The organism is Salmonella sp. A1325, assembly GCF_056991255.1.
Window position 1 is genome coordinate 116,500 of record NZ_JAMLWO010000012.1, and the last position, 23,281, is coordinate 139,780.

At 50.6% G+C, this 23,281-nt stretch carries 18 protein-coding genes; 8 read left to right on the plus strand and 10 right to left on the minus strand.

Translation table 11 applies throughout. From position 1 onward, the window contains the following. Positions 1-22: 22 nt before the first annotated feature. Positions 23-826 carry a 2-keto-3-deoxy-L-rhamnonate aldolase gene (gene yfaU, locus NAZ64_RS19780; protein WP_000992941.1) on the plus strand — a complete coding sequence of 268 codons (804 nt, stop codon included), beginning with the start codon at positions 23-25 and terminating at the stop codon, positions 824-826. A gap of 5 nt (positions 827-831) precedes the next feature. Further along, positions 832-1,008, plus strand: a complete 177-nt coding sequence (locus tag NAZ64_RS19785; RefSeq protein ID WP_001112766.1) for a hypothetical protein — start codon at positions 832-834, stop codon at positions 1,006-1,008. A 233-nt stretch (positions 1,009-1,241) separates the two neighbouring features. Here the strand turns inward: NAZ64_RS19785 and sseL are convergent, their stop codons facing one another. From sseL to glpA, 4 genes are all read right to left on the minus strand, one after another. Next, a complete protein-coding gene (gene sseL / locus NAZ64_RS19790) occupies positions 1,242-2,264 on the minus strand; it encodes an SPI-2 type III secretion system effector deubiquitinase SseL (RefSeq protein WP_220569759.1) in 1,023 nt (340 codons plus the stop codon). A 425-nt stretch (positions 2,265-2,689) separates the two neighbouring features. Beyond that, positions 2,690-3,880 carry an anaerobic glycerol-3-phosphate dehydrogenase subunit GlpC gene (glpC, locus tag NAZ64_RS19795; RefSeq protein ID WP_001285726.1) on the minus strand — a complete coding sequence of 397 codons (1,191 nt, stop codon included), beginning with the start codon at positions 3,878-3,880 and terminating at the stop codon, positions 2,690-2,692. After that, positions 3,877-5,136, minus strand: coding sequence for a glycerol-3-phosphate dehydrogenase subunit GlpB (glpB, locus tag NAZ64_RS19800; protein ID WP_000667152.1), 1,260 nt, complete (start codon positions 5,134-5,136; stop codon positions 3,877-3,879). Before glpB ends, glpC begins: the two co-directional genes overlap by 4 nt. Then, positions 5,126-6,754 (minus strand): anaerobic glycerol-3-phosphate dehydrogenase subunit A, encoded by a 1,629-nt coding sequence (gene glpA / locus NAZ64_RS19805; RefSeq protein WP_000857205.1) that lies wholly within the window; start codon positions 6,752-6,754, stop codon positions 5,126-5,128. Before glpA ends, glpB begins: the two co-directional genes overlap by 11 nt. 272 nt (positions 6,755-7,026) lie before the next feature. Here glpA and glpT point away from each other — a divergent pair, with 272 nt between their 5' ends. Together glpT and glpQ are read left to right on the plus strand one after the other, a co-directional pair. Then, complete coding sequence (gene glpT, locus NAZ64_RS19810) at positions 7,027-8,385, plus strand: glycerol-3-phosphate transporter (RefSeq protein WP_000948739.1); 1,359 nt, start codon at positions 7,027-7,029, stop codon at positions 8,383-8,385. Between the two features lie 4 nt (positions 8,386-8,389). Continuing rightward, positions 8,390-9,460: a glycerophosphodiester phosphodiesterase gene (gene glpQ / locus NAZ64_RS19815; RefSeq protein ID WP_023136795.1), complete on the plus strand. Its 1,071-nt coding sequence runs from the start codon at positions 8,390-8,392 to the stop codon at positions 9,458-9,460. A 115-nt stretch (positions 9,461-9,575) separates the two neighbouring features. On the opposite strand, the gene NAZ64_RS19820 is transcribed toward glpQ, so the two are convergent. Next, positions 9,576-10,454, minus strand: a complete 879-nt coding sequence (locus tag NAZ64_RS19820) for a LysR family transcriptional regulator (protein WP_000176719.1) — start codon at positions 10,452-10,454, stop codon at positions 9,576-9,578. A 161-nt stretch (positions 10,455-10,615) separates the two neighbouring features. On the opposite strand from NAZ64_RS19820, the gene NAZ64_RS19825 reads away from it, so the two are divergent. Further along, on the plus strand, positions 10,616-11,806 hold the full coding sequence (locus tag NAZ64_RS19825; RefSeq protein WP_000660247.1) for an MFS transporter: 1,191 nt from the start codon (positions 10,616-10,618) through the stop codon (positions 11,804-11,806). Position 11,807: 1 nt separating this feature from the next. Here the strand turns inward: NAZ64_RS19825 and yfaE are convergent, their stop codons facing one another. The 5 genes from yfaE to NAZ64_RS19850 all read right to left on the minus strand — a co-directional run bounded on the left by yfaE (position 11,808) and on the right by NAZ64_RS19850 (position 17,641). After that, positions 11,808-12,062: a ferredoxin-like diferric-tyrosyl radical cofactor maintenance protein YfaE gene (yfaE, locus tag NAZ64_RS19830; protein WP_000533921.1), complete on the minus strand. Its 255-nt coding sequence runs from the start codon at positions 12,060-12,062 to the stop codon at positions 11,808-11,810. Then, positions 12,062-13,192 carry a class Ia ribonucleoside-diphosphate reductase subunit beta gene (gene nrdB / locus NAZ64_RS19835; protein ID WP_000332026.1) on the minus strand — a complete coding sequence of 377 codons (1,131 nt, stop codon included), beginning with the start codon at positions 13,190-13,192 and terminating at the stop codon, positions 12,062-12,064. The genes yfaE and nrdB overlap by 1 nt, the downstream gene beginning before the upstream one ends. Before the next feature lie 112 nt (positions 13,193-13,304). Then, on the minus strand, positions 13,305-15,590 hold the full coding sequence (gene nrdA, locus NAZ64_RS19840) for a class 1a ribonucleoside-diphosphate reductase subunit alpha (protein WP_001076491.1): 2,286 nt from the start codon (positions 15,588-15,590) through the stop codon (positions 13,305-13,307). A 355-nt stretch (positions 15,591-15,945) separates the two neighbouring features. Continuing rightward, positions 15,946-16,674 carry a bifunctional 2-polyprenyl-6-hydroxyphenol methylase/3-demethylubiquinol 3-O-methyltransferase UbiG gene (gene ubiG, locus NAZ64_RS19845; RefSeq protein WP_001091009.1) on the minus strand — a complete coding sequence of 243 codons (729 nt, stop codon included), beginning with the start codon at positions 16,672-16,674 and terminating at the stop codon, positions 15,946-15,948. Positions 16,675-16,756: 82 nt separating this feature from the next. After that, positions 16,757-17,641 (minus strand): GntR family transcriptional regulator, encoded by an 885-nt coding sequence (locus NAZ64_RS19850; RefSeq protein WP_000944714.1) that lies wholly within the window; start codon positions 17,639-17,641, stop codon positions 16,757-16,759. Positions 17,642-17,690: 49 nt separating this feature from the next. Between NAZ64_RS19850 and NAZ64_RS19855 the strand changes: the two genes are divergently transcribed. The 3 genes from NAZ64_RS19855 to gyrA all read left to right on the plus strand — a co-directional run bounded on the left by NAZ64_RS19855 (position 17,691) and on the right by gyrA (position 23,279). Beyond that, positions 17,691-19,016, plus strand: a complete 1,326-nt coding sequence (locus NAZ64_RS19855; protein ID WP_000098078.1) for an MFS transporter — start codon at positions 17,691-17,693, stop codon at positions 19,014-19,016. Positions 19,017-19,030: 14 nt separating this feature from the next. Continuing rightward, positions 19,031-20,233: a mandelate racemase/muconate lactonizing enzyme family protein gene (locus NAZ64_RS19860; RefSeq protein ID WP_000705581.1), complete on the plus strand. Its 1,203-nt coding sequence runs from the start codon at positions 19,031-19,033 to the stop codon at positions 20,231-20,233. A gap of 409 nt (positions 20,234-20,642) precedes the next feature. Next, complete coding sequence (gene gyrA, locus NAZ64_RS19865; protein WP_016716060.1) at positions 20,643-23,279, plus strand: DNA topoisomerase (ATP-hydrolyzing) subunit A; 2,637 nt, start codon at positions 20,643-20,645, stop codon at positions 23,277-23,279. The last annotated feature ends 2 nt before the right edge of the window (positions 23,280-23,281 follow it).

A 23,281-nucleotide genomic window follows, 5' to 3' on the forward strand; every position in this document is an offset into this window, starting at 1 on the left:
TATCTACGTTGTAAGGATCGCTATGAACGCATTGTTATCAAATCCTTTTAAAGAAGGATTACGTAAAGGGGATACGCAAATTGGTTTGTGGCTCAGTTCAACCACCTCTTATATGGCGGAGATTGCGGCGACGTCGGGTTATGACTGGTTGTTAATAGATGGCGAGCACGCGCCTAATACGGTGCAGGACTTGTATCATCAGTTACAGGCCATCGCCCCATACGCCAGCCAGCCGGTGATTCGCCCGATCGAGGGAAGTAAAGCGCTCATTAAACAGGTACTGGACATCGGGGCGCAAACGCTACTGATCCCGATGGTTGACACCGCAGAACAGGCGCGCCAGGTCGTTTCCGCTACCCGATACCCGCCGTTGGGGCAACGAGGCGTTGGCGCGAGCGTGGCGCGTGCGGCGCGCTGGGGGAGAATCGACAACTATATGGCACAGGCCAATGAGTCGCTCTGCCTGTTGGTGCAGGTTGAAAGCAAAGTGGCGCTGGAAAACCTTGACGCGATTCTGGAGGTTGAAGGCATTGATGGCGTCTTTATCGGTCCGGCAGATCTCTCTGCTTCATTGGGTTACCCCGATAATGCCGGACACCCGGAAGTGCAGCGGATCATTGAAGCGTGTATTTATCGTATTCGCGCCGCCGGAAAAGCGGCGGGTTTTTTGGCGGTCGATCCGGCAATGGCGCAGAAATGTCTGGCGTGGGGCGCGAATTTTGTCGCGGTCGGGGTAGATACGATGCTCTACACCGAGGCGCTGGACAGCAGGTTGGCGATGTTTAAATCTGTTCAGTCAGTAAGCACGGCAAAACGTAGTTATTGAGAAAAATGCCGGATGGCACGTATGCCTTACGCGTGCGTTTTAGCGCCAATCGGTATAGTCTGGCAATACGTCAGGAGGTCTGCGCGATGATGGCGCTAAATATGCTGCGCCGCTGGCTTAATGGCGAGGACATTACCAGCGAGCATGGCTGGATAGACGTGGTTGAATCATTGACGGCATAGAACTTTTAGTGGGAAGGCCTGGCCTTCCCACCCTTATATACTTATAAATTCTTCGCAGAGCATCATTTCAGGATAAGAGCCTATCCCACCAGGCGTAATTGTTGAAGCCAGTTTGGGGCCGGCCAGCGCGCAGAAACCGGAGCGTACACGTAGTACGTGAGGATTTTGAGCACTGCCCGGTCCCAAAATGGCGAATAAAATAGCCTAATGGGATAGGCTCTAAGTACTCACCATTACTGGAGACTGTATTCATATATTTGTCGCCGGGTTTGGGTGTTAAATAGTGTTTGTTCCTCTACTGAAAGCGTTAAGAACTTTTCCGCAAAATCTCGTAGTGTGGTAGCAGGATCGTTTTGTCCGGCATTCGATAAGAGTTGAATTGTATGGTAACAAAATAGACCACAGCCGTTGGGTACATTATTTTGTAAATTCATTTCGATAAAATTAACATCATCGCTTTCTGATATGCCTGCAATTGTTGCTGCTTCTATAATCTTTTGCTTAGTATTTTCATTTAAATCATGATAAGTATTAAATATAAGGCATTTTATTTTTTCTGCAAGTTTATAAAATAAACAGAGAAGCCAGTGATCTCCTGTATTTACCAGGAAGACTTCATTGTGAGATAATCCTGATTGAGCCATCTTTTCAAGTAGCTGAGTGCTTAATATATTTTCTTTGGTGGTAGGATGAATAAGCCCAATAGGATAGTTTACCGAGAGAAAAGGTGATTCTTGAACCAGGCCTTGCGTTGCAGCTGCCAGCTCATCTGACGACAACATTCGCGCACTACACCAAAGATTTTCAACTCCTACCTGTTCTTGATCTGTCTGAGCGAACTGGTCGCCCATAATTTTATGTGCTATTCCTATTTTTTTAGAAAGGTCGGTTGTCGCTGAACCGGCCATATAAAGTAATCTGGAAGGGGCATGTAGCTTTTTCCACTCAGTATTATTTTTCGTTATATCGTTATTGGCGATTTGATGTAATACAAGGCAAGCCTGATTGATTTTTTTGTCTATATCTGATGATCCCGATCTTTTTCCGCTAAAGAGATCAAAAAGAAATTTCTCAACTCTATGTCCCAGGTCATCGTTGCGTAACGCAAGATTGCATAACAGATCAATACAATTCTGATCACCGTTCTCTACGGCGCTAAACAACAACGCAAGCGTCTCATCGCTCACCTCTTCTGCATATAAGCTGTGAAATTGCGGTATGCTCAATCGGTAAAGTGAATTTACACATATATTCATTTTGCTCTGTTTCCTGGTAGGTGAAAGTAGCGAATATGATGTAATTTATAATTATTTGTAAAAATATTATTGTTAGTGGGGGATATATTAAATCAGGCATAGACCTGATTTTATTATTATTCACATAGTACTCAATTATTATCGGAGATATTCAGTTATCTCCCTCTTTAAAGGAGGCTGGTAACGCGTCGATACAAGAGATATTGCTCTATAAACAGTAACGTCGTTATCTGTCATGCCACCGTGGGTTAGCGGTCATGGTTAACCAAATAGGGCAGGTTATTGCAAAGAGACATCCGCGTTTATACCCAAAATAATCCGTAGCCAACACATAAGCAACTTGAAGTATGAAGGGTATATGTCTGATGGAAAATCGGCCCTGGTGAGTAGGGTAATGGCGCCGGAGGGGCTCCGGCGCTTTTTACTTAGCCGAGCGCCTGGGCGAGTAGCGTAATGGGGTGTTCGCAGCGTTTGCTTGTAGACATCTCAATTTGCCACTTACAGGTTTCACAATCGGTGACGACAATGTCGGCGCCGCTCTCTTCAATCTGGCGGAACAGCGGCGCGCCGATGGACTGTGATGTCGGATAGTTTTCCTTTTTAAATCCATACGTACCGGCAATGCCGCAGCACTGTGAATCAAGTACCGTCAATTCAAGCCCCGGAATTTGCCGCAATAGTTCAAGCGTGTAAAGCGTCCAGCCCATTTTTTCCATATGACACGGCGTATGGTAGACCACTTTCAGCGGCAAAGGATTAAGCGGCAGCGTTTTCCCGGCATCCAGTTTGCGCCATAGCCAGCGGGTGGCCAGCTCGATATGTTCGCGCAGCCCGGCGTTGTCCACGTCCAGCACTTCAGGATATTCATCGCGCAACGCAAACGTACAGGTGGATGACGTGGCGATGACCGGAATACCTTTGACGGCAATCGCCTCGCGTAGCGACTCCACATTGCTGATAGCCTGCTTGCGAGCTTTATCCGTAAAACCGTTAGCGATCAGCGGTACGCCGCAACACTTCTCTTTACTCAGTAGCTGTACGCCGGTACCCATTGCGTTCAGCACCTTAATCAGATCTTTTCCGAGCTGCGGATGGTTGTAATTCACAAAACAGCCATGGAAAAAGGCGACCTGATCTTTGTATTTAGCCTGCTGCGCCGCCACGCTACGATACCAGCGGCGGAAGGTGCCGAAAGAGTATTTTGGTAAGGTGCGGCGATGATCGATTTTGAGCGCGTAATCAAGCAACTGGCGCACTGGCTTTAATGCGGTGGCGGTATTGACCACCGGCGCGAACGGCGTTGAAACGCTGCCCATCAGATCGGTATGGCTGAGAATAAAGTTACGCAATGACGGGCGCGTCGTATCGTATTTCGCGCGGGCGCGCTGGATGATATCGCCAATCTTCACGTCCGACGGACAGGCGACCTCACACCGTTTGCAGTTAATGCAATATTTCAGCGCCTCGTCATACAGGGCGCCGTCTTTCAGACGCAGGCGTTCGCCATCCGGTCCGGCCTGTTTAGGGCCAGGGTAGCCTGGATTAACGCGGCTGACCGGGCACGCGGTGGTGCACACCGTACATTTAATACAACTTTCAAAACGTGTGTCGCTCATTGCTGTTCTCCTGCACGCTCAGCGATATGGTGCGCGGCCTGGAGGGCGCTGACTGCGCAGACGCCGCCGCCGCATCCCTCAGCTATAGGATCGAATCCCGCCAGCACAGAACCTATTGCATACAGATTTTCTACCGTATTGCCCGCAAGGGAGGGGCGGAAAGCGTCATCCGTCACGACGCCAAACTGCTGCCAGGGCTGTGGGTCGAAGAAATGTTGTTGATACCATTCGGCGCGGGTGGCCGTTTGCTGTACGTCGAGCCCTAAAATAGGTTCGCGGATCCCTTCGCGCTCGGCAACCAGACCGCTACTAAAGAAGCTACCGCTGGCAAGTACGGCAAAACGCGGGCGCAGTGGGATATCGGCATGGTTGCGGGTCCATATTTCGCTCACGGTACCGCGACGGCAGGTGACTTTCTTCACTTCATCGCCCGGCATCCAGATGCCGCCCTGACGAACAAACTGGCGCTGGAGCTGATTGTGCAGACGAATACCGAGCACCGATGGCGGCAGCGTCGGCAGCAGCGTGAGCGCGCAGGGCAGACGTTCGTTAAGCCAGCGCCACAGCGTATCGTTCGCCAGCCCGAAACAGGCGGGCATGATGATCATGTCGCAGTTTGTCGCTATTGGCGACAGCGCGTCGTACAGCAGCGGCCATTTTTCTTCGTTATCAAGCAGACGCGCAATATTGACCGCGCGAAATTCCGTCGGGTTATCACGCAGTACGTCCAGTTCCGGAAGGTCGATTTCTGCGGTTTCCACGTTGAGATCGCGTTGACGCAGCGACGCTGCCGCAAGGTGCGCCTGGAAATCCAGTAATCCGCTAACGCCGACGACGCAAATTCGCTGTGCGGATAACGGCCAGACCGGTACTTCCGGCGAGCTAAGCCAGGTTGAACGCAATGTGCCAAGCGGCGTGACACGCTGGTGCGCCTGCTGTACGTCGCCGTATAACTGCGCGCCGCTGGCGTTAAGTAGCGTTTGCGCCTGTTGCGCCAGCGTAAGGACTTTTTGCGCGCCCAAACGTGAATAAGGATGTTCAGGTGCCTGGCGGCGCAGCGCATCAAGCCCGGCGGTAATGTCGGTCACCGGTTGGCCGTCGGGCAGGGCGCTGAGTAGATCCAGCGAGCCGGAGGAAAAATGCAGTGCGCTTTGTCCGCGGGTGACGATGGCGCAGCGTAATCCATGCTGCTGGAGTTGCAGTCCGCACAGCAAACCGGCGAGACCGCCGCCCATAATAACCGTATCAAATTTCATCCTGGTGCTCCTTCTCCAGACCGCATAATCCCTGATAAACCCAGCGCGTGAATTCGCTTTCGCGCAGCGCGTCTCCCCAGGCGACAGGTTGTACGCCTTTCCAGCGCTCATTCAGAAATTCAGAGAGTTGCGTAATAGATTGCGCCGCGGTCGTCACATTAAAACGCTGCAATAGCCCGGCCGCGCGGCAGGCGCACAGCTCGCCCTGGCAAGTGCCCATCCCTACGCGGGTGCGACGACGCAGATCCAGCAGGCTATTCACGGTTAAGTTTTCGACGGCATACTGCACTTCTCCCGCCGTGACGGCCTCGCATTCACAGACCAGGCTACGGTGTTGGCGGCCTTCGCTCAGCCACCCCGGCGTGCGATCGCCATGCCGATAAACCGCCGATCCGCGTAGCGGCGCGGGAAGCGAGATAATGCGTTTCAGCGTATGTTCCGTAGACTCTTTTGAGCCAGGCAACGGCGTATCCGCCGTGATGCAGGGGCGAGTATTGCCCAACTTGCGGCACACGGCGTCGGTCGCCCATTCCGCCATCAGGCGGTAAGTCATTAGCTTCCCGCCGGTAATGGTAATGAAGCCATCAAGCCCGTCGCGTTCGGCGTGGTCGAACAACACAATACCGCGGCTGACGTTACGACCGCTGGGATCGTCATCGCTGGCCACCAGCGGGCGGACGCCGGAATACGCGCGCAGAATACGCGTCTTCGCCATGACAGGGGCCAGTTTTTCCCCTTCACGCAGCAGGATATCGACTTCATCTGCGGTGACGCGGTTGCTGTCTATCTCATTGTAATCAATATGGGTAGAGGTGGTGCCGATCAGTGAAATCGTATCGCCAGGTACCAGAATGTCGGCATCCGATGGTTTCCGGCAGCGGTTAATGACATGCTGGTTGATCCGATGGTCCATGATCAACAGCGAGCCTTTCGCCGGGAACATGCGAATACTCAGGTCGGCGTATTCGGCGATCCGTTGCCCCCAGATACCTGCCGCATTGACCACCACCGGCGCGTGAAGCGTCTGGGTTTCGCCAGTGAGATGGTTGCGCACATGGACGCCGCAGACCGTTGCGCCTTCACGAATGAGCCCGGTCACTTCATGCGCCGTTAACACGATTGCGCCATGTTCTCTGGCATCCAGCATATTGGCGGCGGTAAGGCGGAAAGGGTCCACGGTGCCATCCGGCACTTTTACCGCACCGATGAGCGCAGGGTTAACGGAAGGTTCGATGATGCGAGCCTGCTGCGGATCGATGGCTTCAGCGCGAATGCCTGCCGCTTCACAGGCGCGAATAAAGGTGGCCTGAAACGCAAGATCATCTTCCGGCAACGTAATAAACAGACCATCCGTCGGTTCGACGCAATGGCGGGCGATCCGTTTTAAAATCTGGTTTTCACTAATGCACTCGCGCGCGGATTCCGCGTCGGTAACCGCATAACGAGCGCCGCTGTGCAGCAGCCCGTGGTTACGCCCGGTCGCGCCGGTCGCTATATCATGCCGCTCCACCAGAATGACACGTAAACCGCGCAGCGCGCAGTCGCGGGCGATCCCTGCGCCTGTTGCTCCACCGCCAATGATAATCACGTCACTTGCTTGCGAGTCGCGAGTTTTCATTGTTTTTCCTCACAGTTCGTTTTTTATCATTTAGCCATACAAATCATATGGAATGTTTGATTTCGCGCATAATCGCTCACTATTCGAAAATGAAACGTGATTTCGTGCGCCTTTCTGAACATTAGTCGTAAAACTGTAACAATATGTGCTGTAATTCACATTAACGTGACGTATCTTTACTTAACATCGCGGCCACACTGGGAGCAGCGGGGTTGTTTGAACAAACTGCGGTGTTTACCTCTAAATAAAATATGGGCCACGGAGGCTACAATATGTTGAGTATTTTTAAACCAGCGCCGCATAAAGCGCGCTTGCCAGCGGCGGAGATTGATCCGACCTATCGCCGATTACGCTGGCAGATTTTCCTGGGGATATTCTTTGGCTATGCCGCGTATTATCTGGTGCGCAAGAACTTTGCCCTCGCGATGCCCTACCTGGTAGAACAGGGTTTTTCACGCGGCGATCTGGGCTTTGCTCTGTCCGGGATTTCCATCGCTTATGGTTTTTCGAAATTTATAATGGGTTCGGTGTCCGATCGCTCGAATCCGCGCGTTTTCCTGCCGGCAGGGTTGATTCTGGCCGCAGCAGTCATGTTGTTTATGGGCTTTGTACCGTGGGCGACATCCAGCATCGCCGTGATGTTTGTGCTGTTGTTCCTTTGCGGCTGGTTCCAGGGGATGGGGTGGCCGCCGTGCGGACGTACGATGGTTCACTGGTGGTCGCAGAAAGAACGCGGCGGCATTGTGTCGGTCTGGAACTGTGCGCATAACGTCGGCGGCGGGATCCCGCCACTGCTGTTCCTGCTGGGGATGGCGTGGTTTAACGACTGGAAAGCGGCGCTCTATATGCCAGCCTTTGGCGCGATTGTGGTGGCGCTGTTCGCTTTCGCAATGATGCGCGATACGCCGCAATCCTGCGGTCTGCCGCCTATCGAAGAGTATAAAAACGACTATCCGGACGACTACAACGAAAAAGCGGAAGAAGAGCTGACTGCGAAGCAGATCTTCATGCAGTACGTACTGCCAAACAAACTGTTGTGGTACATCGCTATCGCCAACGTGTTTGTTTATCTGCTGCGCTACGGCATCCTCGACTGGTCGCCGACCTACCTGAAAGAAGTGAAGCATTTCGCACTGGATAAATCCTCCTGGGCCTACTTCCTGTATGAATACGCGGGTATTCCGGGCACGCTGCTGTGTGGCTGGATGTCGGATAAAGTCTTCCGCGGCAACCGCGGTGCGACGGGCGTGTTCTTTATGACCCTGGTGACTATCGCGACCATCGTTTACTGGATGAACCCGGCAGGGAACCCGAACGTTGATATGGCTTGTATGATTATCATCGGCTTCCTGATCTACGGCCCGGTAATGTTGATCGGTCTGCACGCGCTGGAACTGGCGCCGAAAAAAGCGGCGGGTACGGCGGCGGGCTTTACCGGTCTGTTTGGTTACCTGGGCGGTTCTGTCGCTGCAAGCGCCATTGTGGGTTATACCGTTGACTTCTTCGGTTGGGATGGCGGCTTTATGGTGATGATTGGCGGCAGCATTCTGGCGGTAATCCTGCTGGTGGTCGTGATGATTGGTGAAAAACGCCATCATGATGAGCTGCAGTTAAAACGCAACGGAGGCTAATAACATGAAAACCACACTGAAAAACCTTAGCGTGGCGTTAATGTTGGCAGGAATGACCATCGGAAGCTGTGCCGTGGCGGCTGAAAAAGTCGTTATCGCCCACCGTGGCGCCAGCGGTTATCTGCCGGAGCATACGCTACCAGCGAAAGCGATGGCGTATGCGCAAGGGGCAGATTATCTGGAACAGGATTTAGTGATGACAAAGGACGACCATCTGGTCGTCCTCCATGACCACTACCTTGACCGGGTGACTGACGTCGCTGACCGTTTTCCGGACCGGGCGCGTAAAGATGGGCGCTATTACGCTATCGATTTTACGCTGGATGAAATTAAATCCCTGAAGTTTACCGAAGGGTTTGATATTGAAAACGGCAAAAAAGTACAAACTTATCCGGGCCGTTTCCCGATGGGAAAATCTGATTTCCGCATTCATACCTTTGAAGAGGAAATTGAATTCGTTCAGGGATTAAATCACTCTACCGGTAAAAATATCGGTATTTATCCGGAAATTAAAGCGCCGTGGTTCCATCATCAGGAAGGGAAAGATATTGCCGCGAAAACGCTGGAAGTGCTGAAGAAGTATGGTTACACCGGCAAGCAGGACAATGTCTATTTGCAGTGTTTTGATGTCGCTGAGCTGAAACGTATTAAGAATGAACTGGAACCCAAAATGGGGATGGATCTCAATCTGGTTCAACTTATTGCGTATACCGACTGGAATGAAACACAGCAGAAACAGCCGGACGGTCGTTGGGTAAATTACAACTACGACTGGATGTTTAAGCCGGGCGCTATGAAGCAGGTGGCGGAATATGCGGACGGTATTGGTCCGGATTACCATATGCTGGTCGCGGAAGGCTCAACGAAAGGGAATATCAAGCTGACTGGAATGGTGCAAGACGCACATCAGAATAAGATGGTAGTGCATCCTTACACCGTGCGTGCCGATCAATTGCCGGACTATGCCACAGACGTTAATCAGTTGTACGACATCCTGTATAACAAGGCGGGCGTCGACGGGCTGTTCACTGACTTCCCGGATAAGGCGGTCATGTTCCTGCAAAAAAATGACTAAAGGTTTGCCATAGTAGAAGTGACGCGCCGGATGAGGCCATAAACGCCTCATCCGGCCTGGCGCAACGTTTGCCAGCGTAAGTCTGGTAAACGCAATGACATCAGGCGGTGTTGTTTTATAGCAAACCCTCATCGGTCAGTGTTTCCATACATTTTTGTAATAAAAATAGCGGACTTCCTTCTACCGGCGGTTCTTTTGCTAACAGGGAAATTTGTCGATAAAAGGTGGGTTCCAGCGCCACGGAGCATAATTTTCCTGTCGTGGCTTTTAAGGTTAATTCTGGCAATAAGGCGATACCTAATCCCTGGCGAATAAAATTCAGCGCAGTATCGGGATGGTTAAATTCATATTTAAATATCGGCTCAATACCCTTTTCTTTAAACAACGCCATAATGCTTAATTCATAACGACCTTTACTGACAATAAGTGGTTCGTCCATCAGTTCTTCGACCGTTACCGTACTATTGGCCGCCAGGGGATGATTTTCAGGCACCACTACGGTGAATTTATCCCGGTAAATGGGGACGCAATACATACCGTTGACCGGAAAAGGAACGAAACCGGCATCAATACTTCCGTCCTGCAGCGAATCAATAATAGCCGTACTGTTCTCTTCATAGGGGATAATTTTTACATTTGGATGATGGCTTTCAAAATAGCGAATGACGCCGGGTAAAATGCAGGCGCAGGCGCTGGGAAAACAGCCAATCCGTAGCGTACGGGCCGGGTTCTTTTTTTCTTGTTCGGCAATCTCTTTTACCGCGTTGACGTCGCGCTGGATCGCGCGTAAGTGCCTGACGATGCGGCTACCGGCGGCGGTAAGCTCAATCTCTTTACGACGCTCACGAATCAATATGTCAACGCCGAGCTCCTCCTCAAGCGCGGAGATGGCCTGGCTGACGGCGGATTGCGTCATGTATAGCCGTTTGCTGGCTTCGGTAAATCCGCCGTACTCCAGTACGGCAAGCAGGGCGTGGATTTGGGTTAGCGTCATTAGTAAAACCTAATCAATATGATTAAAACGATTAATTTTTCTAATAGAGTGCACTTGTTTATACTGTGATTCTATCGAATACATCACATTTTGACGCACCTGATAGGTGTTCAGTTGAGCTGAGCGTTGCCTGCGTGCGCCATCTGAACGGGTCGTTAAGAATGAAAGAAAAATTATGGACGAAGGATTTTTGGGCAATCACCATAGTCAGTTTTATTATCTTTTTTGTTTTTTATGTACTGCTAACTTTATTACCCATTTATATCGCTGACCGCCTGCATGCTTCTGCAGATAAGGCCGGGCTGTTAGTGACATGTTTCCTGGCCGCGGCAATTGTTATTCGGCCATTTGCCGGACAATGGGTGGGAAAATATTCGAATAAAAAGATTCTGGTGCTCTCTTCTCTGGCTTTTTTGGTGATTACCGCGCTGTATCCGGTTTGCCATTCTATCGAGTCGCTGCTCTTTATCCGCGTACTTCATGGGATTACGTTTGGTGTTATTACCACGGTAAAAGGAACTATTTCAGCGCGGTTAATTCCGGCCTCCCGACGTGGAGAGGGCATCAGCTTTTTCTCTTTAGCGATGGGCCTGGCGATGGTCGTCGGACCGTGGATCGGTTTGAATATGGCCCGCTGGAACGCGTTCACTGCCGCATTCTGGCTTTGTTCCGCTGTAGCGGCGTTAGGGATTGTGCTTTCCCTGATTGTGACGGTCCCTCCGGTAATTCGTCATGCCGATGGTTCGAAACCGAATCTGGGTTTTGCCGCGATGTTTGACCGCGCCGCCTTGCCTTTTGCGCTGGTCACCTTTTTTATGACTTTCTCCTATGCCGGCGTGTCGGCTTTCCTGGCGCTGTATGCGCGTGAGCTGGATTTAATGGCGGCGGCCAGTAATTTCCTGCTGTGCTACGCGATTTTCCTGATGATATGCCGTACCTTCACCGGGAATATTTGTGATAAAAAAGGGCCGAAATATGTTGTTTTCCCATGCCTGTTGGCTTTTACCATCGGTCTGGTGGCGCTGGGCTACACCAATGGCAGCATCATGATGATTATTTCCGGCGGTCTCATCGGTATCGGCTACGGTTCGGTCACGCCGGTTTTCCAGACGCAAATTATCAGCTCGGTTGAACCGCATAAAATCGGCGTGGCGAATTCACTGTTCTTTAACGCGATGGATGCCGGAATGGCGATTGGCGCCTTTATCATGGGAATGATGGTTGAGTCGGTTGGCTATCGTATGATTTATGTCGCTGGCGCGGTGCTGGTGGTACTCGCTGGCGCACTGTATGCCGTGCAGATGAAAAAACGTGGCGTGATGCCTTTGGTTTCCACCAGCGAGTTGCACTGAGTTACATCTCGATTTCGATATCGCCTTTTGCCCTGCAGCAGCAGGGCAAAATCTCTCCCGGCTGGATAAACGCTAAAGGTTCCGTAATCCAGTCAACCTGACCGGCAACCAGCCGGGTACGACAGGAGCCGCAATATCCTTCGCGGCACTGATACTCCACCTCAACGTTATGCGATTCCAGCGCGGCCAGCAGAGAAGGGTGTTCATCCTGGCACAGCAGCTGTGTGCCAGTGATACGCAGCGTGACGCGTCCCATCAGAGCTGGAAATTACTCAGATCGTCGGTATCGACTTCCGAATCGATTTGTCCGACCAGATAAGAGCTAACTTCCACTTCCTGTGGCGCGACCTGAACGTTATCGGACACCAGCCAGGTATTGATCCACGGGATTGGGTTGGAGCGGGTCTGGAACGGCAGATCCAGCCCTACCGCCTGCATACGAATATTAGTAATATATTCAACGTATTGACACAGGATATCTTTATTCAGGCCGATCATCGAACCGTCGCGGAACAGATAGTCCGCCCACTCTTTTTCCTGCTGCGCCGCCTGCACGAACAGGTCATAACATTCCTGTTTACACTCTTCGGCGATTTCCGCCATCTCCGGGTCGTCCACGCCGCTACGCAACAGGTTCAGCATATGTTGCGTGCCGGTCAGATGCAGAGCTTCGTCACGGGCGATCAGACGGATAATTTTGGCGTTGCCTTCCATCAGTTCACGCTCGGCAAATGCGAAAGAGCAGGCGAAGCTGACGTAGAAGCGAATGGCTTCCAGCGCGTTCACGCTCATCAGGCACAGATACAGTTTTTTCTTCAGCTCACGCAGATTCACGACAACCGTTTTGCCATTAACGGTATGGGTGCCTTCACCGAGCAGATGCCAGTAACTGGTCATCTCAATAAGTTCGTCGTAGTAGGCGGAGATCCCTTCGGCGCGCTTCTGAATTTGCTCATTGGTCACGATATCGTCAAAAACGACCGCCGGATCGTTGACGATGTTACGAATAATGTGGGTGTAGGATCGTGAGTGAATCGTCTCAGAAAACGCCCAGGTCTCTACCCACGTCTCCAGCTCCGGGATGGAAATGAGCGGCAGCAGGGCGACGTTCGGGCTACGTCCCTGAATGGAATCCAGCAGCGTCTGGTATTTGAGGTTGCTGATGAAGATATGTTTTTCGTGCTCCGGCAACGCCTGATAATCGATACGATCGCGGGAGACGTCGACCTCTTCCGGACGCCAGAAGAAAGAGAGCTGTTTTTCGATCAGTTTTTCGAAGATGTCATATTTCTGCTGGTCATAGCGTGCAACGTTGACCGGCTGGCCAAAGAACATGGGTTCCTTGAGCTGATCGTTTTTCGTCTGTGAAAAAGTGGTGTATGCCATTGAAGTGAATCCTTTATGGGATGAGCGCCGGATGGCGGCGCAAGCGCCTTATCCGGCCTACAAACCGTACAATCGTAGGCCGGGTAAGCATAGCGCTACCCGGCACTATTCATCAGATCTTACAAGCGCCGCTTTCGCAGCCATCGTCCTGAATAGAAGGCGCCAAATCGTCCTGCGCATCTTCCGCGCCGTCGCGGGTATTTTGATAGTACAGAGTTTTCACGCCAAACTTATACGCGGTGAGCAAATCTTTCAGCAGTTGCTGCATCGGCACTTTTCCTGACGGGAAACGTGACGGATCGTAGTTGGTATTGGCGGAAATCGACTGATCGATAAACTTCTGCATGATACCCACCAGTTGCAGATAACCGTCGTTGTTCGGCATCTCCCACAACAGTTCGTAAGCGTCTTTTAGATGCTCATAATCCGGCACGACCTGACGCAAAATACCGTCTTTCGAGGCCTTGATGCTGACGTAGCCGCGCGGCGGCTCAATGCCGTTAGTGGCGTTGGAGATCTGGGACGACGTTTCCGATGGCATTAGCGCCGATAGCGTGGAGTTACGCAGACCGTGGGTTTTGATCGACTCACGCAGCTGTTCCCAGTCGTAGTGCAGCGGTTCGTTGACGATCGCATCCAGATCTTTTTTGTAGGTGTCGATCGGCAAAATGCCTTTTGCATAGGTGGTTTCGTTGAACCATGGGCAGGCGCCTTGCTCTTTCGCCAGTTCGTTGGACGCTTTAAGCAGATAGTATTGAATGGCTTCGAAGGTTTTATGCGTCAGATTATTGGCGCTGCCGTCGGAATAACGTTTACCGTTTTTCGCCAGCCAGTAGGCGAAGTTAATCACGCCAATGCCCAGCGTACGACGGCCCATTGCGCCGCGTTTGGCAGCCGGAATCGGGTAATCCTGATAATCGAGCAGAGCATCCAAAGCGCGTACTGCCAGAATAGCCAGTTCTTCCAGCTCGTCCAGAGTTTTAATGGCGCCCAGGTTGAATGCAGACAACGTACACAACGCAATTTCGCCGTTTTCATCGTTGACATCGTGCAGCGGTTTGGTCGGCAGGGCAATCTCCAGACACAGGTTAGACTGGCGTACCGGGGCGACAACCGGATCGAACGGACTGTGAGTATTGCAGTGGTCAACGTTCTGGATATAGATACGACCGGTAGAGGCGCGTTCCTGCATCATCAGCGAGAACAGTTCGACCGCTTTCACACGCTGTTTGCGGATGCTGTCGTCGTTTTCATATTTCACGTACAGGCGTTCGAATTCGTCCTGGTCGGCGAAGAACGCATCGTATAGCCCGGGTACATCGGACGGACTGAACAGCGTAATGTCGCCGCCCTTCAGCAGGCGGGTATACATCAGTTTGTTGATCTGTACGCCGTAATCCATGTGACGTACGCGGTTGCCTTCCACGCCACGGTTGTTTTTCAGTACCAGCAGGCTTTCCACTTCCAGGTGCCACATCGGATAGAACAGTGTCGCCGCGCCGCCGCGCACGCCGCCCTGCGAACAGGATTTCACCGCCGTCTGGAAGTGCTTGTAGAACGGAATACAGCCGGTGTGGAACGCTTCGCCGCCGCGAATCGGGCTGCCCAGCGCACGAATGCGTCCCGCGTTGATACCGATACCGGCGCGCTGAGAAACGTATTTCACGATAGCGCTGGAGGTGGCGTTGATGGAATCCAGACTGTCGCCACACTCGATCAGTACGCAGGAGCTGAACTGACGGGTTGGGGTACGCACACCGGACATGATGGGCGTCGGCAGCGAGATTTTGAACGTAGAGACCGCATCGTAAAAACGTTTTACATAGTCAAGACGCGTTTCACGCGGGTAGTTCGAGAACAGGCAGGCCGCTACCAGAATGTAGAGGAACTGCGCGCTTTCATAGATTTCGCCGGTCACGCGGTTTTGCACCAGATATTTCCCTTCCAGCTGCTTAACGGCAGCGTAGGAGAAGGTCATATCGCGATCGTGAACGATAAACGAATCCATCTGCTTGAACTCTTCTTCCGTGTAGTCTTCCAGCAGATGATTGTCGTATTTGCCAAGCTCAACCATTTTTACCACATGGTGGTAAAGTGCGGGCGGCTCAAACTGGCCGAAGGCTTTCTTACGCAGGTGGAAAATCGCCAGACGCGCAGCCAGGTATTGATAATCCGGCGCATCGCGAGAGATCAGGTCTGCGGCGGCCTTAATGATAGTTTCATGGATATCGGAGGTCTTAATCCCATCATAAAACTGAATATGCGAGCGTAGCTCGACCTGAGAAACCGATACGTTATTCAGTCCTTCTGCCGCCCAATCAAGCACGCGATGAATTTTGTCGAGATTGATGCGCTCAGTACGGCCGTCACGCTTTGTCACCAGCAGACTCTGATTCATGTGGTTTTCTACCTGTTTACCTGTCCGTGAAAGAAAAATATCCCCCCGCTTATCCACAACGCCACGTTGTGACTAACTCTGTGGATAAATACTATATATAGGGGGTAATCGATAAGTGAAACGCTATATGGTGAGTATTCTAGTAGGGATTCTTTTGAGTACAAGAGTTGATTTTGGCGTTAAATTGCGGTTGTAAAAGAGTAAGAATCGCTAAATGCGCGTCTGATAAGGCCTGGAGAGGATGTCAACAATTCATAAAAAAAAATCAAAATTTGATCGAATGCTGATTTCTTCATCGAAGAGAAAGGTTGCGCCCGATGATCTAACGCAACCCTTATAGGAAAATTCTTTGATGTCAGGCTTTTTTAGCGCGGGTATGCAACATGTAGTTAACGTCTACTCCGGGACCGAGTTTGAAAGTATTGGTTATCGGGTTGTAGTGCAGCCCGGTGATATGTTGCTCTTTCAGGACGGTTTCATCTACCCAGCTTAACAGTTCAGCCGGCTTAATGAATTTCTTCACGTCGTGCGTGCCTTTTGGCACCATGCGCAGAATATACTCAGCGCCGACGACCGCCATCAGCCAGGATTTCCCATTGCGGTTCAACGTTGAGAAGAACACCTCGCCGCCGGGTTTAACCAGTTGGGCGCAGGCGTGGACGACCGATTGCGGATCGGGAACATGCTCCAGCATTTCCATACATGTGACGACGTCGTATTGCTGGGCGTGTTTTGCCGCATGTTCCTCAACCGTCTCCTGCACGTACTCTACCTCAATGCCGCTTTCCAGCGCATGCAGTTTGGCGACCTGCAAAGGCTCAAAGCCCATATCCAGCCCGGTAACGGTAGCGCCTTCGCGCGCCATGCTCTCCGCCAGAATACCGCCGCCACAGCCGACGTCGAGCACCTTTTTACCGAACAGGCCGCCTGAGCGCTCAGTAATGTAGCCAAGGCGTAGGGGGTTGATGCGATGCAATGGCTTGAATTCGCCCTCCAGATCCCACCAGCGCGACGCGACGGCTTCGAATTTGGCGATTTCATTATGGTCAACGTTGTGAGCTACCGACGGTTTTTCAGTGTTCATGAGTACATGAGATTCCGCTATTGATCTATCGGGGCAGTATAGCAGGTGCAAAGTCGCTGCGTTATATCTACTGCCGTCTTTATTACGCTTTCAGCGCAAGAAGTTTTCTTGCGCGTTCTGTAAAACCGCTACCGATGTGGTGCGTGATAAAATTACAGACGCCCTCGACGTTGTTGTTTTTTAACATATCCAAAATAGTGGCATGTCCACGGTTAGAGCTGGTGATATATTCAGCGGTAAAATCCAGTCTGTAGCGAATTGCCAATAAACGTGCTGAGATCAACAGGTGTGCTTGTGAAATGTATTTATTATCGGCATATTTCACAAAAACATAATGAAAATCATGATCCAGTTTGAGGTAAGCTTGCGTATCTCGCTCTGCATTAATTTTTGCTGACTTCGATAAAATATTGCTTAATTCGACTATGACATTGTTAGCATTTTTCTCCATCGCTTCACGAATTGCGCCCTGTTCAAGGATAACCCTCATTTTGATGAGATCATTGATATCCTCGTCGGTGACAGAAAAAACAAATGTCCCACTGCGGGGAATGATGTTGACCAGGTTTTCATTATAGCTCAGCCAAATAAAAGCTTCACGAATTGGTGTTTTACTTACCATCAGAATATTTGATAGTTCATTTTCACTGATCGCTTGCCCAAGATCGAAATCGCCATGGATAATCATCTCCCTTATTTTCTCTTTAATCACCTGGGTGATGGATTTGGGTATTTCAATTGATATGTGACTAAAGTCACGCTTTAATCTATTTTTCATTTTCTTCTCCTCCATGGTTAAACCAGGCTCCATTGTAATTAATTTATTCAAAATTAACGGATCTAATATATCAGATATAAGAAAATTTACATACTTTATTGTTGTTATTGTATATTTCATTAAGTTTGCTTGCTGATATATCAGATATGACACATTAGCTTTTGAATTGTATTGTTTTTTACGTAACATCGATTCCGGTCAATACCCTTATTCATTGAATCATAAAAGGTGATGCAAAATGAGTAGTCCACAAGAAAATTTATACGATGCAATTCGTATTGTAAAAAGGAAAATCATTCCTTTGGCCTTTATTCTTTACTTTTTTAACTATATGGATCGTGTCAATATTGGGTTTGCTGCATTACGCATGAATGAATCTCTCGGTATTACGCCTGAGGATTTCGCTAATATTTCTTCTATATTCTTCATATCATATTTAATCTTTCAAATTCCGAGTAGCATTGGCTTGCAAAAGCTTGGCGCAAGAAAATGGATTAGTTCCATTATTATCGGCTGGGGAGCGGTAACTGGGCTGATTTTTTTTGCTAAAGATACTCAACATATTTTGCTGGCTCGCATTTTTTTGGGGGTATTTGAAGCTGGCTTTTTCCCAGGCATGGTTTATTATCTTGCATGCTGGTTCCCGGCTCGTGAACGCGGAAAAGTCAATAGTTTCTTCATGTTATCTATTGCTGTAGCATCGGTATTGGCTGCACCGATGTCTGGTTGGATCATCGAGCATTTGAATACCCCGGATTATGAAGGCTGGCGCTGGCTTTTTGCTATTGAAGGTATCCCTACCGTATTCCTTGGCATCCTGACATTTTATTTACTGCCTGACAGTCCAGAAAAGGCTAAATGGCTTACGCCACAGCAGATATCGGCCTTAGTTAATAAATTACGCACTGACAATGAAACCGCAGCGGCATTAAATAAAAATACCAACTCATCCTTTCTTTCAGTAATCAAAAATCCAGTTTTGCTTCAGCTTTCTTTCGCCTACATGTTGATTCAGGCGGCTGCTCTGGCGGCAAACTACTGGTTGCCGGGGTTGGTGAAGGGATTTTCAGCTGATTTTACGGATACTGACGTTGGTTTAATCATGAGTATTCCGTTTATTTTCGCTATGTTCAGCATGCCCTGGTGGGGCTGGCATTCCGATAAAAAGAATGAACGAAAATGGCATGCTGCATTACCCATGTTTCTGGCAGGCTGTGGTTTTCTGATGATTGCTCTTGTCCCCTCAATGTCGTTGAGAATGCTGGGGCTAACGTTCTATGGTGTTGGGATCCTCAGCTATTACGGACCTTACTGGGCGCTGCCTTCTGCATTATTGTCGCCGTCAGGGTTGGCTATCAGCATTGCGTTTATTAACTCATGTTCAAGTCTTGGCGGATTCCTGATTAATAAATCACTGGGATTCGTTTCTACTCATTATGGTGCGACAGGAATATTTATTGTAGAGGCAATACTTTGCTTCGCTGCGGTAGCCGTTCTGGCGTTAATGAAAATTGATGTGAAAAAAGAAAAAAGCCAACAAACAAATGTTGTATCACGAACCTGATAAATGGAGAAATTATGAAAATTACGTCTATTGAAGTTTTTGACTGTGAATTAAAAAAAAGAGATCAAACGATGTCCTCCTATAATCCAGTACTTATTCGGGTGAATACCGACTCAGGATTAAGTGGTATTGGCGAAGTAGGACTGGCCTATGGCGCAGGCGCTAAAGCTGGCGTAGGGATCATCAGAGATCTGGCGCCATTGATTGTGGGTGAAGATCCACTAAATATCGAAAAAATTTGGGAGTTCTTTTTTAGAAAGACTTTTTGGGGGATGGGGGGCGGGAACGTTTTTTATGCCGGAATGAGCGCTATTGATATTGCTCTTTGGGATATCAAAGGTAAATATTTAGGTGTACCTGTTTATCAGCTCCTTGGCGGGAAAACTAATGAAAAATTAAGAACCTATGCTAGTCAGTTACAATTTGGTTGGGGGGATAAACGCCAGATATTAGTGACACCTGATGAATATGCTGAGGCGGCGCGTGCGGCTCTTGACGATGGATATGATGCGATTAAAGTGGATCCACTCGAAATCGATCGTAATGGCGATGACTGTGTTTTTCAGAATAAAAATCGTAACTATTCAGGATTGTTACTGGCCGATCAATTAAAAATGGGGGAAGCGCGAATTGCCGCTATGCGTGAAGCAATGGGGGATGATGCTGATATTATCGTGGAAATCCATTCTCTTCTCGGTACAAACTCAGCTATTCAATTTGCGAAGGCGATAGAAAAGTATCGTATCTTTCTTTATGAAGAACCGATTCATCCATTAAATTCTGATAATATGCAGAAAGTTTCCCGTTCAACAACGATTCCAATCGCCACTGGCGAGCGTTCCTACACAAGATGGGGATACAGGGAATTACTGGAGAAGCAGTCTATTGCCGTAGCGCAACCTGATTTGTGTCTCTGCGGCGGAATTACCGAAGGAAAGAAAATCTGTGACTATGCTAATATTTATGACACCACTGTACAGGTGCATGTTTGCGGCGGTCCTGTTTCCACGGTAGCCGCGCTGCATATGGAAACAGCAATTCCCAACTTTATTATTCATGAGCATCATACCAATGCGATGAAAGCATCTATTCGGGAACTTTGTACCCACGATTATCAGCCGGAAAATGGCTATTATGTCGCGCCAGAACAGCCCGGATTGGGTCAGGAATTAAACGATGAGGTAGTGAAAGAATATCTGGCCTATGTGATTAAATAGCATCTGGTGATACTGATTATGGTTTATGCCTCCCGGCATATCCCCTAAATAATTCGAGTTGCAGGATAAAACGGTTAACCGTCTTGAACAGCGCTTGCGCTAACCCCGACGGGGCGAGGCCCAGGGATGGGCCGAGTAACTCGCTGCCAACGCACATGAAACTTGAAGTATGACGGGTATACACGGGAGGTATTGATTTTCTAACCTCTTCCTGGCCAGGCCCCGATCTCCCCTGTGTCGCCTCTGAAGCCGATCGCCGATAAACGCCGAGACCACGCTTATAAATGAAGAGAGCATGCGGCACCCGAATAAAGCATTGTCTGGCTGCATTCCGTTTACCAGTACGTGGGCGAATGTGTTATAATTTGCGACCTTTGAATCCGGGATACAGTAGAGGGATAGCGGTTAGATGAGCGACCTTGCGAGAGAAATTACACCGGTCAACATTGAGGAAGAGCTGAAGAGCTCCTATCTGGATTATGCGATGTCGGTCATTGTTGGCCGTGCGCTGCCGGATGTCCGAGATGGCCTGAAGCCGGTACACCGTCGCGTACTTTACGCCATGAACGTATTGGGCAATGACTGGAACAAAGCCTATAAAAAATCTGCCCGTGTCGTTGGTGACGTAATCGGTAAATACCATCCCCACGGCGATTCCGCAGTGTATGACACCATCGTTCGTATGGCGCAGCCATTCTCGCTGCGTTACATGCTGGTGGATGGTCAGGGTAACTTCGGTTCTATTGACGGCGACTCCGCGGCGGCAATGCGTTATACGGAGATCCGTCTGGCGAAAATCGCCCACGAACTGATGGCCGATCTCGAAAAAGAGACGGTGGATTTCGTGGATAACTATGACGGTACGGAAAAAATTCCGGACGTCATGCCGACCAAAATTCCGAATCTGCTGGTGAACGGTTCTTCCGGTATCGCAGTTGGTATGGCGACGAATATCCCGCCGCACAACCTGACGGAAGTGATTAACGGCTGCCTGGCGTATATCGACAACGAAGACATCAGCATTGAAGGGCTGATGGAACATATTCCGGGTCCGGACTTCCCGACCGCCGCGATCATCAACGGTCGTCGTGGTATCGAAGAAGCCTACCGTACCGGTCGTGGCAAAGTGTACATTCGCGCCCGCGCGGAAGTTGAAGTTGACGCCAAAACGGGCCGTGAAACCATCATCGTCCATGAAATTCCCTATCAGGTGAACAAAGCGCGCCTGATCGAGAAAATCGCCGAGCTGGTGAAAGATAAGCGCGTGGAAGGCATCAGCGCGCTGCGTGACGAATCCGACAAAGACGGGATGCGCATCGTGATTGAAGTAAAACGCGATGCGGTGGGCGAGGTGGTGCTTAATAATCTCTACTCCCAGACCCAGCTACAGGTTTCCTTCGGTATTAACATGGTGGCGCTGCATCACGGCCAGCCGAAGATCATGAACCTGAAAGATATCATTTCAGCGTTCGTGCGCCACCGCCGTGAAGTGGTGACGCGTCGTACTATTTTTGAACTGCGTAAAGCCCGTGACCGCGCGCATATCCTTGAAGCTCTGGCGATTGCGCTGGCCAACATCGACCCGATTATCGAACTGATTCGCCGCGCGCCGACGCCGGCGGAAGCGAAAGCGGCGCTGATTTCGCGTCCGTGGGATCTGGGCAACGTTGCTGCGATGCTGGAGCGCGCTGGTGATGACGCCGCGCGTCCGGAATGGCTGGAGCCAGAATTTGGCGTGCGTGACGGTCAGTACTACCTGACTGAACAGCAGGCGCAGGCGATTCTGGATCTGCGTTTGCAGAAACTGACCGGCCTGGAGCATGAAAAACTGCTCGACGAATACAAAGAGTTGCTGGAGCAGATTGCTGAACTGCTGCACATTCTGGGCAGCGCCGATCGCCTGATGGAAGTGATCCGTGAAGAGATGGAGTTAATTCGCGATCAGTTCGGCGATGAGCGTCGTACCGAAATCACCGCCAACAGCGCCGATATTAATATCGAAGATCTGATTAGCCAGGAAGATGTTGTCGTGACGCTGTCTCACCAGGGTTACGTCAAATATCAACCGCTGACGGATTACGAAGCGCAACGTCGTGGTGGGAAAGGTAAATCTGCCGCGCGTATTAAAGAAGAAGACTTTATCGACCGCCTGCTGGTGGCCAACACCCATGACACTATCCTCTGCTTCTCCAGCCGGGGCCGTCTGTACTGGATGAAGGTCTATCAGTTGCCGGAAGCCAGCCGTGGCGCGCGCGGTCGTCCGATCGTTAACCTGCTGCCGCTGGAAGCCAACGAACGTATCACCGCGATTCTGCCGGTTCGTGAGTACGAAGAAGGCGTCAACGTCTTTATGGCGACCGCCAGCGGTACCGTGAAGAAAACGGCGCTGACCGAATTCAGCCGTCCGCGTTCCGCCGGTATTATCGCGGTGAACCTCAACGACGGCGACGAGCTGATTGGCGTTGACCTGACTTCTGGTTCTGACGAAGTCATGCTGTTCTCGGCCGCGGGCAAAGTGGTGCGCTTCAAAGAAGACGCCGTCCGTGCGATGGGGCGTACCGCGACCGGTGTGCGCGGTATTAAGCTGGCGGGAGACGATAAAGTCGTCTCTCTGATCATCCCACGCGGCGAAGGCGCTATTCTGACCGTAACGCAAAACGGCTACGGGAAGCGTACCGCAGCGGACGAGTACCCGACCAAGTCTCGTGCGACGCAGGGCGTTATCTCTATCAAAGTGACCGAGCGCAACGGTTCCGTTGTCGGCGCGGTACAGGTAGACGATTGCGACCAGATCATGATGATCACGGATGCCGGTACTCTGGTGCGTACCCGAGTGTCCGAGATCAGCGTAGTGGGACGTAATACCCAGGGCGTTATCCTTATCCGCACGGCGGAAGATGAAAACGTGGTGGGTCTGCAACGCGTTGCTGAACCGGTAGATGACGAAGAACTCGACGCTATCGACGGTAGCGTGGCGGAAGGGGATGAGGATATCGCCCCGGAAGCGGAAAGCGATGACGACGTTGCGGATGACGCTGACGAGTAATG

Bases quoted from the DNA above. Each gene is read 5' to 3' on its own strand.
- yfaU (WP_000992941.1), top strand. From the start codon at position 23: ATGAACGCATTGTTATCAAATCCTTTTAAAGAAGGATTACGTAAAGGG.
- NAZ64_RS19785 (WP_001112766.1), top strand. From the start codon at position 832: ATGCCGGATGGCACGTATGCCTTACGCGTGCGTTTTAGCGCCAATCGG.
- sseL (WP_220569759.1), bottom strand. From the start codon at position 2,264: ATGAATATATGTGTAAATTCACTTTACCGATTGAGCATACCGCAATTT.
- glpC (WP_001285726.1), bottom strand. From the start codon at position 3,880: ATGAGCGACACACGTTTTGAAAGTTGTATTAAATGTACGGTGTGCACC.
- glpB (WP_000667152.1), bottom strand. From the start codon at position 5,136: ATGAAATTTGATACGGTTATTATGGGCGGCGGTCTCGCCGGTTTGCTG.
- glpA (WP_000857205.1), bottom strand. From the start codon at position 6,754: ATGAAAACTCGCGACTCGCAAGCAAGTGACGTGATTATCATTGGCGGT.
- glpT (WP_000948739.1), top strand. From the start codon at position 7,027: ATGTTGAGTATTTTTAAACCAGCGCCGCATAAAGCGCGCTTGCCAGCG.
- glpQ (WP_023136795.1), top strand. From the start codon at position 8,390: ATGAAAACCACACTGAAAAACCTTAGCGTGGCGTTAATGTTGGCAGGA.
- NAZ64_RS19820 (WP_000176719.1), bottom strand. From the start codon at position 10,454: ATGACGCTAACCCAAATCCACGCCCTGCTTGCCGTACTGGAGTACGGC.
- NAZ64_RS19825 (WP_000660247.1), top strand. From the start codon at position 10,616: ATGAAAGAAAAATTATGGACGAAGGATTTTTGGGCAATCACCATAGTC.
- yfaE (WP_000533921.1), bottom strand. From the start codon at position 12,062: ATGGGACGCGTCACGCTGCGTATCACTGGCACACAGCTGCTGTGCCAG.
- nrdB (WP_000332026.1), bottom strand. From the start codon at position 13,192: ATGGCATACACCACTTTTTCACAGACGAAAAACGATCAGCTCAAGGAA.
- nrdA (WP_001076491.1), bottom strand. From the start codon at position 15,590: ATGAATCAGAGTCTGCTGGTGACAAAGCGTGACGGCCGTACTGAGCGC.
- ubiG (WP_001091009.1), bottom strand. From the start codon at position 16,674: ATGAACACTGAAAAACCGTCGGTAGCTCACAACGTTGACCATAATGAA.
- NAZ64_RS19850 (WP_000944714.1), bottom strand. From the start codon at position 17,641: ATGTTACGTAAAAAACAATACAATTCAAAAGCTAATGTGTCATATCTG.
- NAZ64_RS19855 (WP_000098078.1), top strand. From the start codon at position 17,691: ATGAGTAGTCCACAAGAAAATTTATACGATGCAATTCGTATTGTAAAA.
- NAZ64_RS19860 (WP_000705581.1), top strand. From the start codon at position 19,031: ATGAAAATTACGTCTATTGAAGTTTTTGACTGTGAATTAAAAAAAAGA.
- gyrA (WP_016716060.1), top strand. From the start codon at position 20,643: ATGAGCGACCTTGCGAGAGAAATTACACCGGTCAACATTGAGGAAGAG.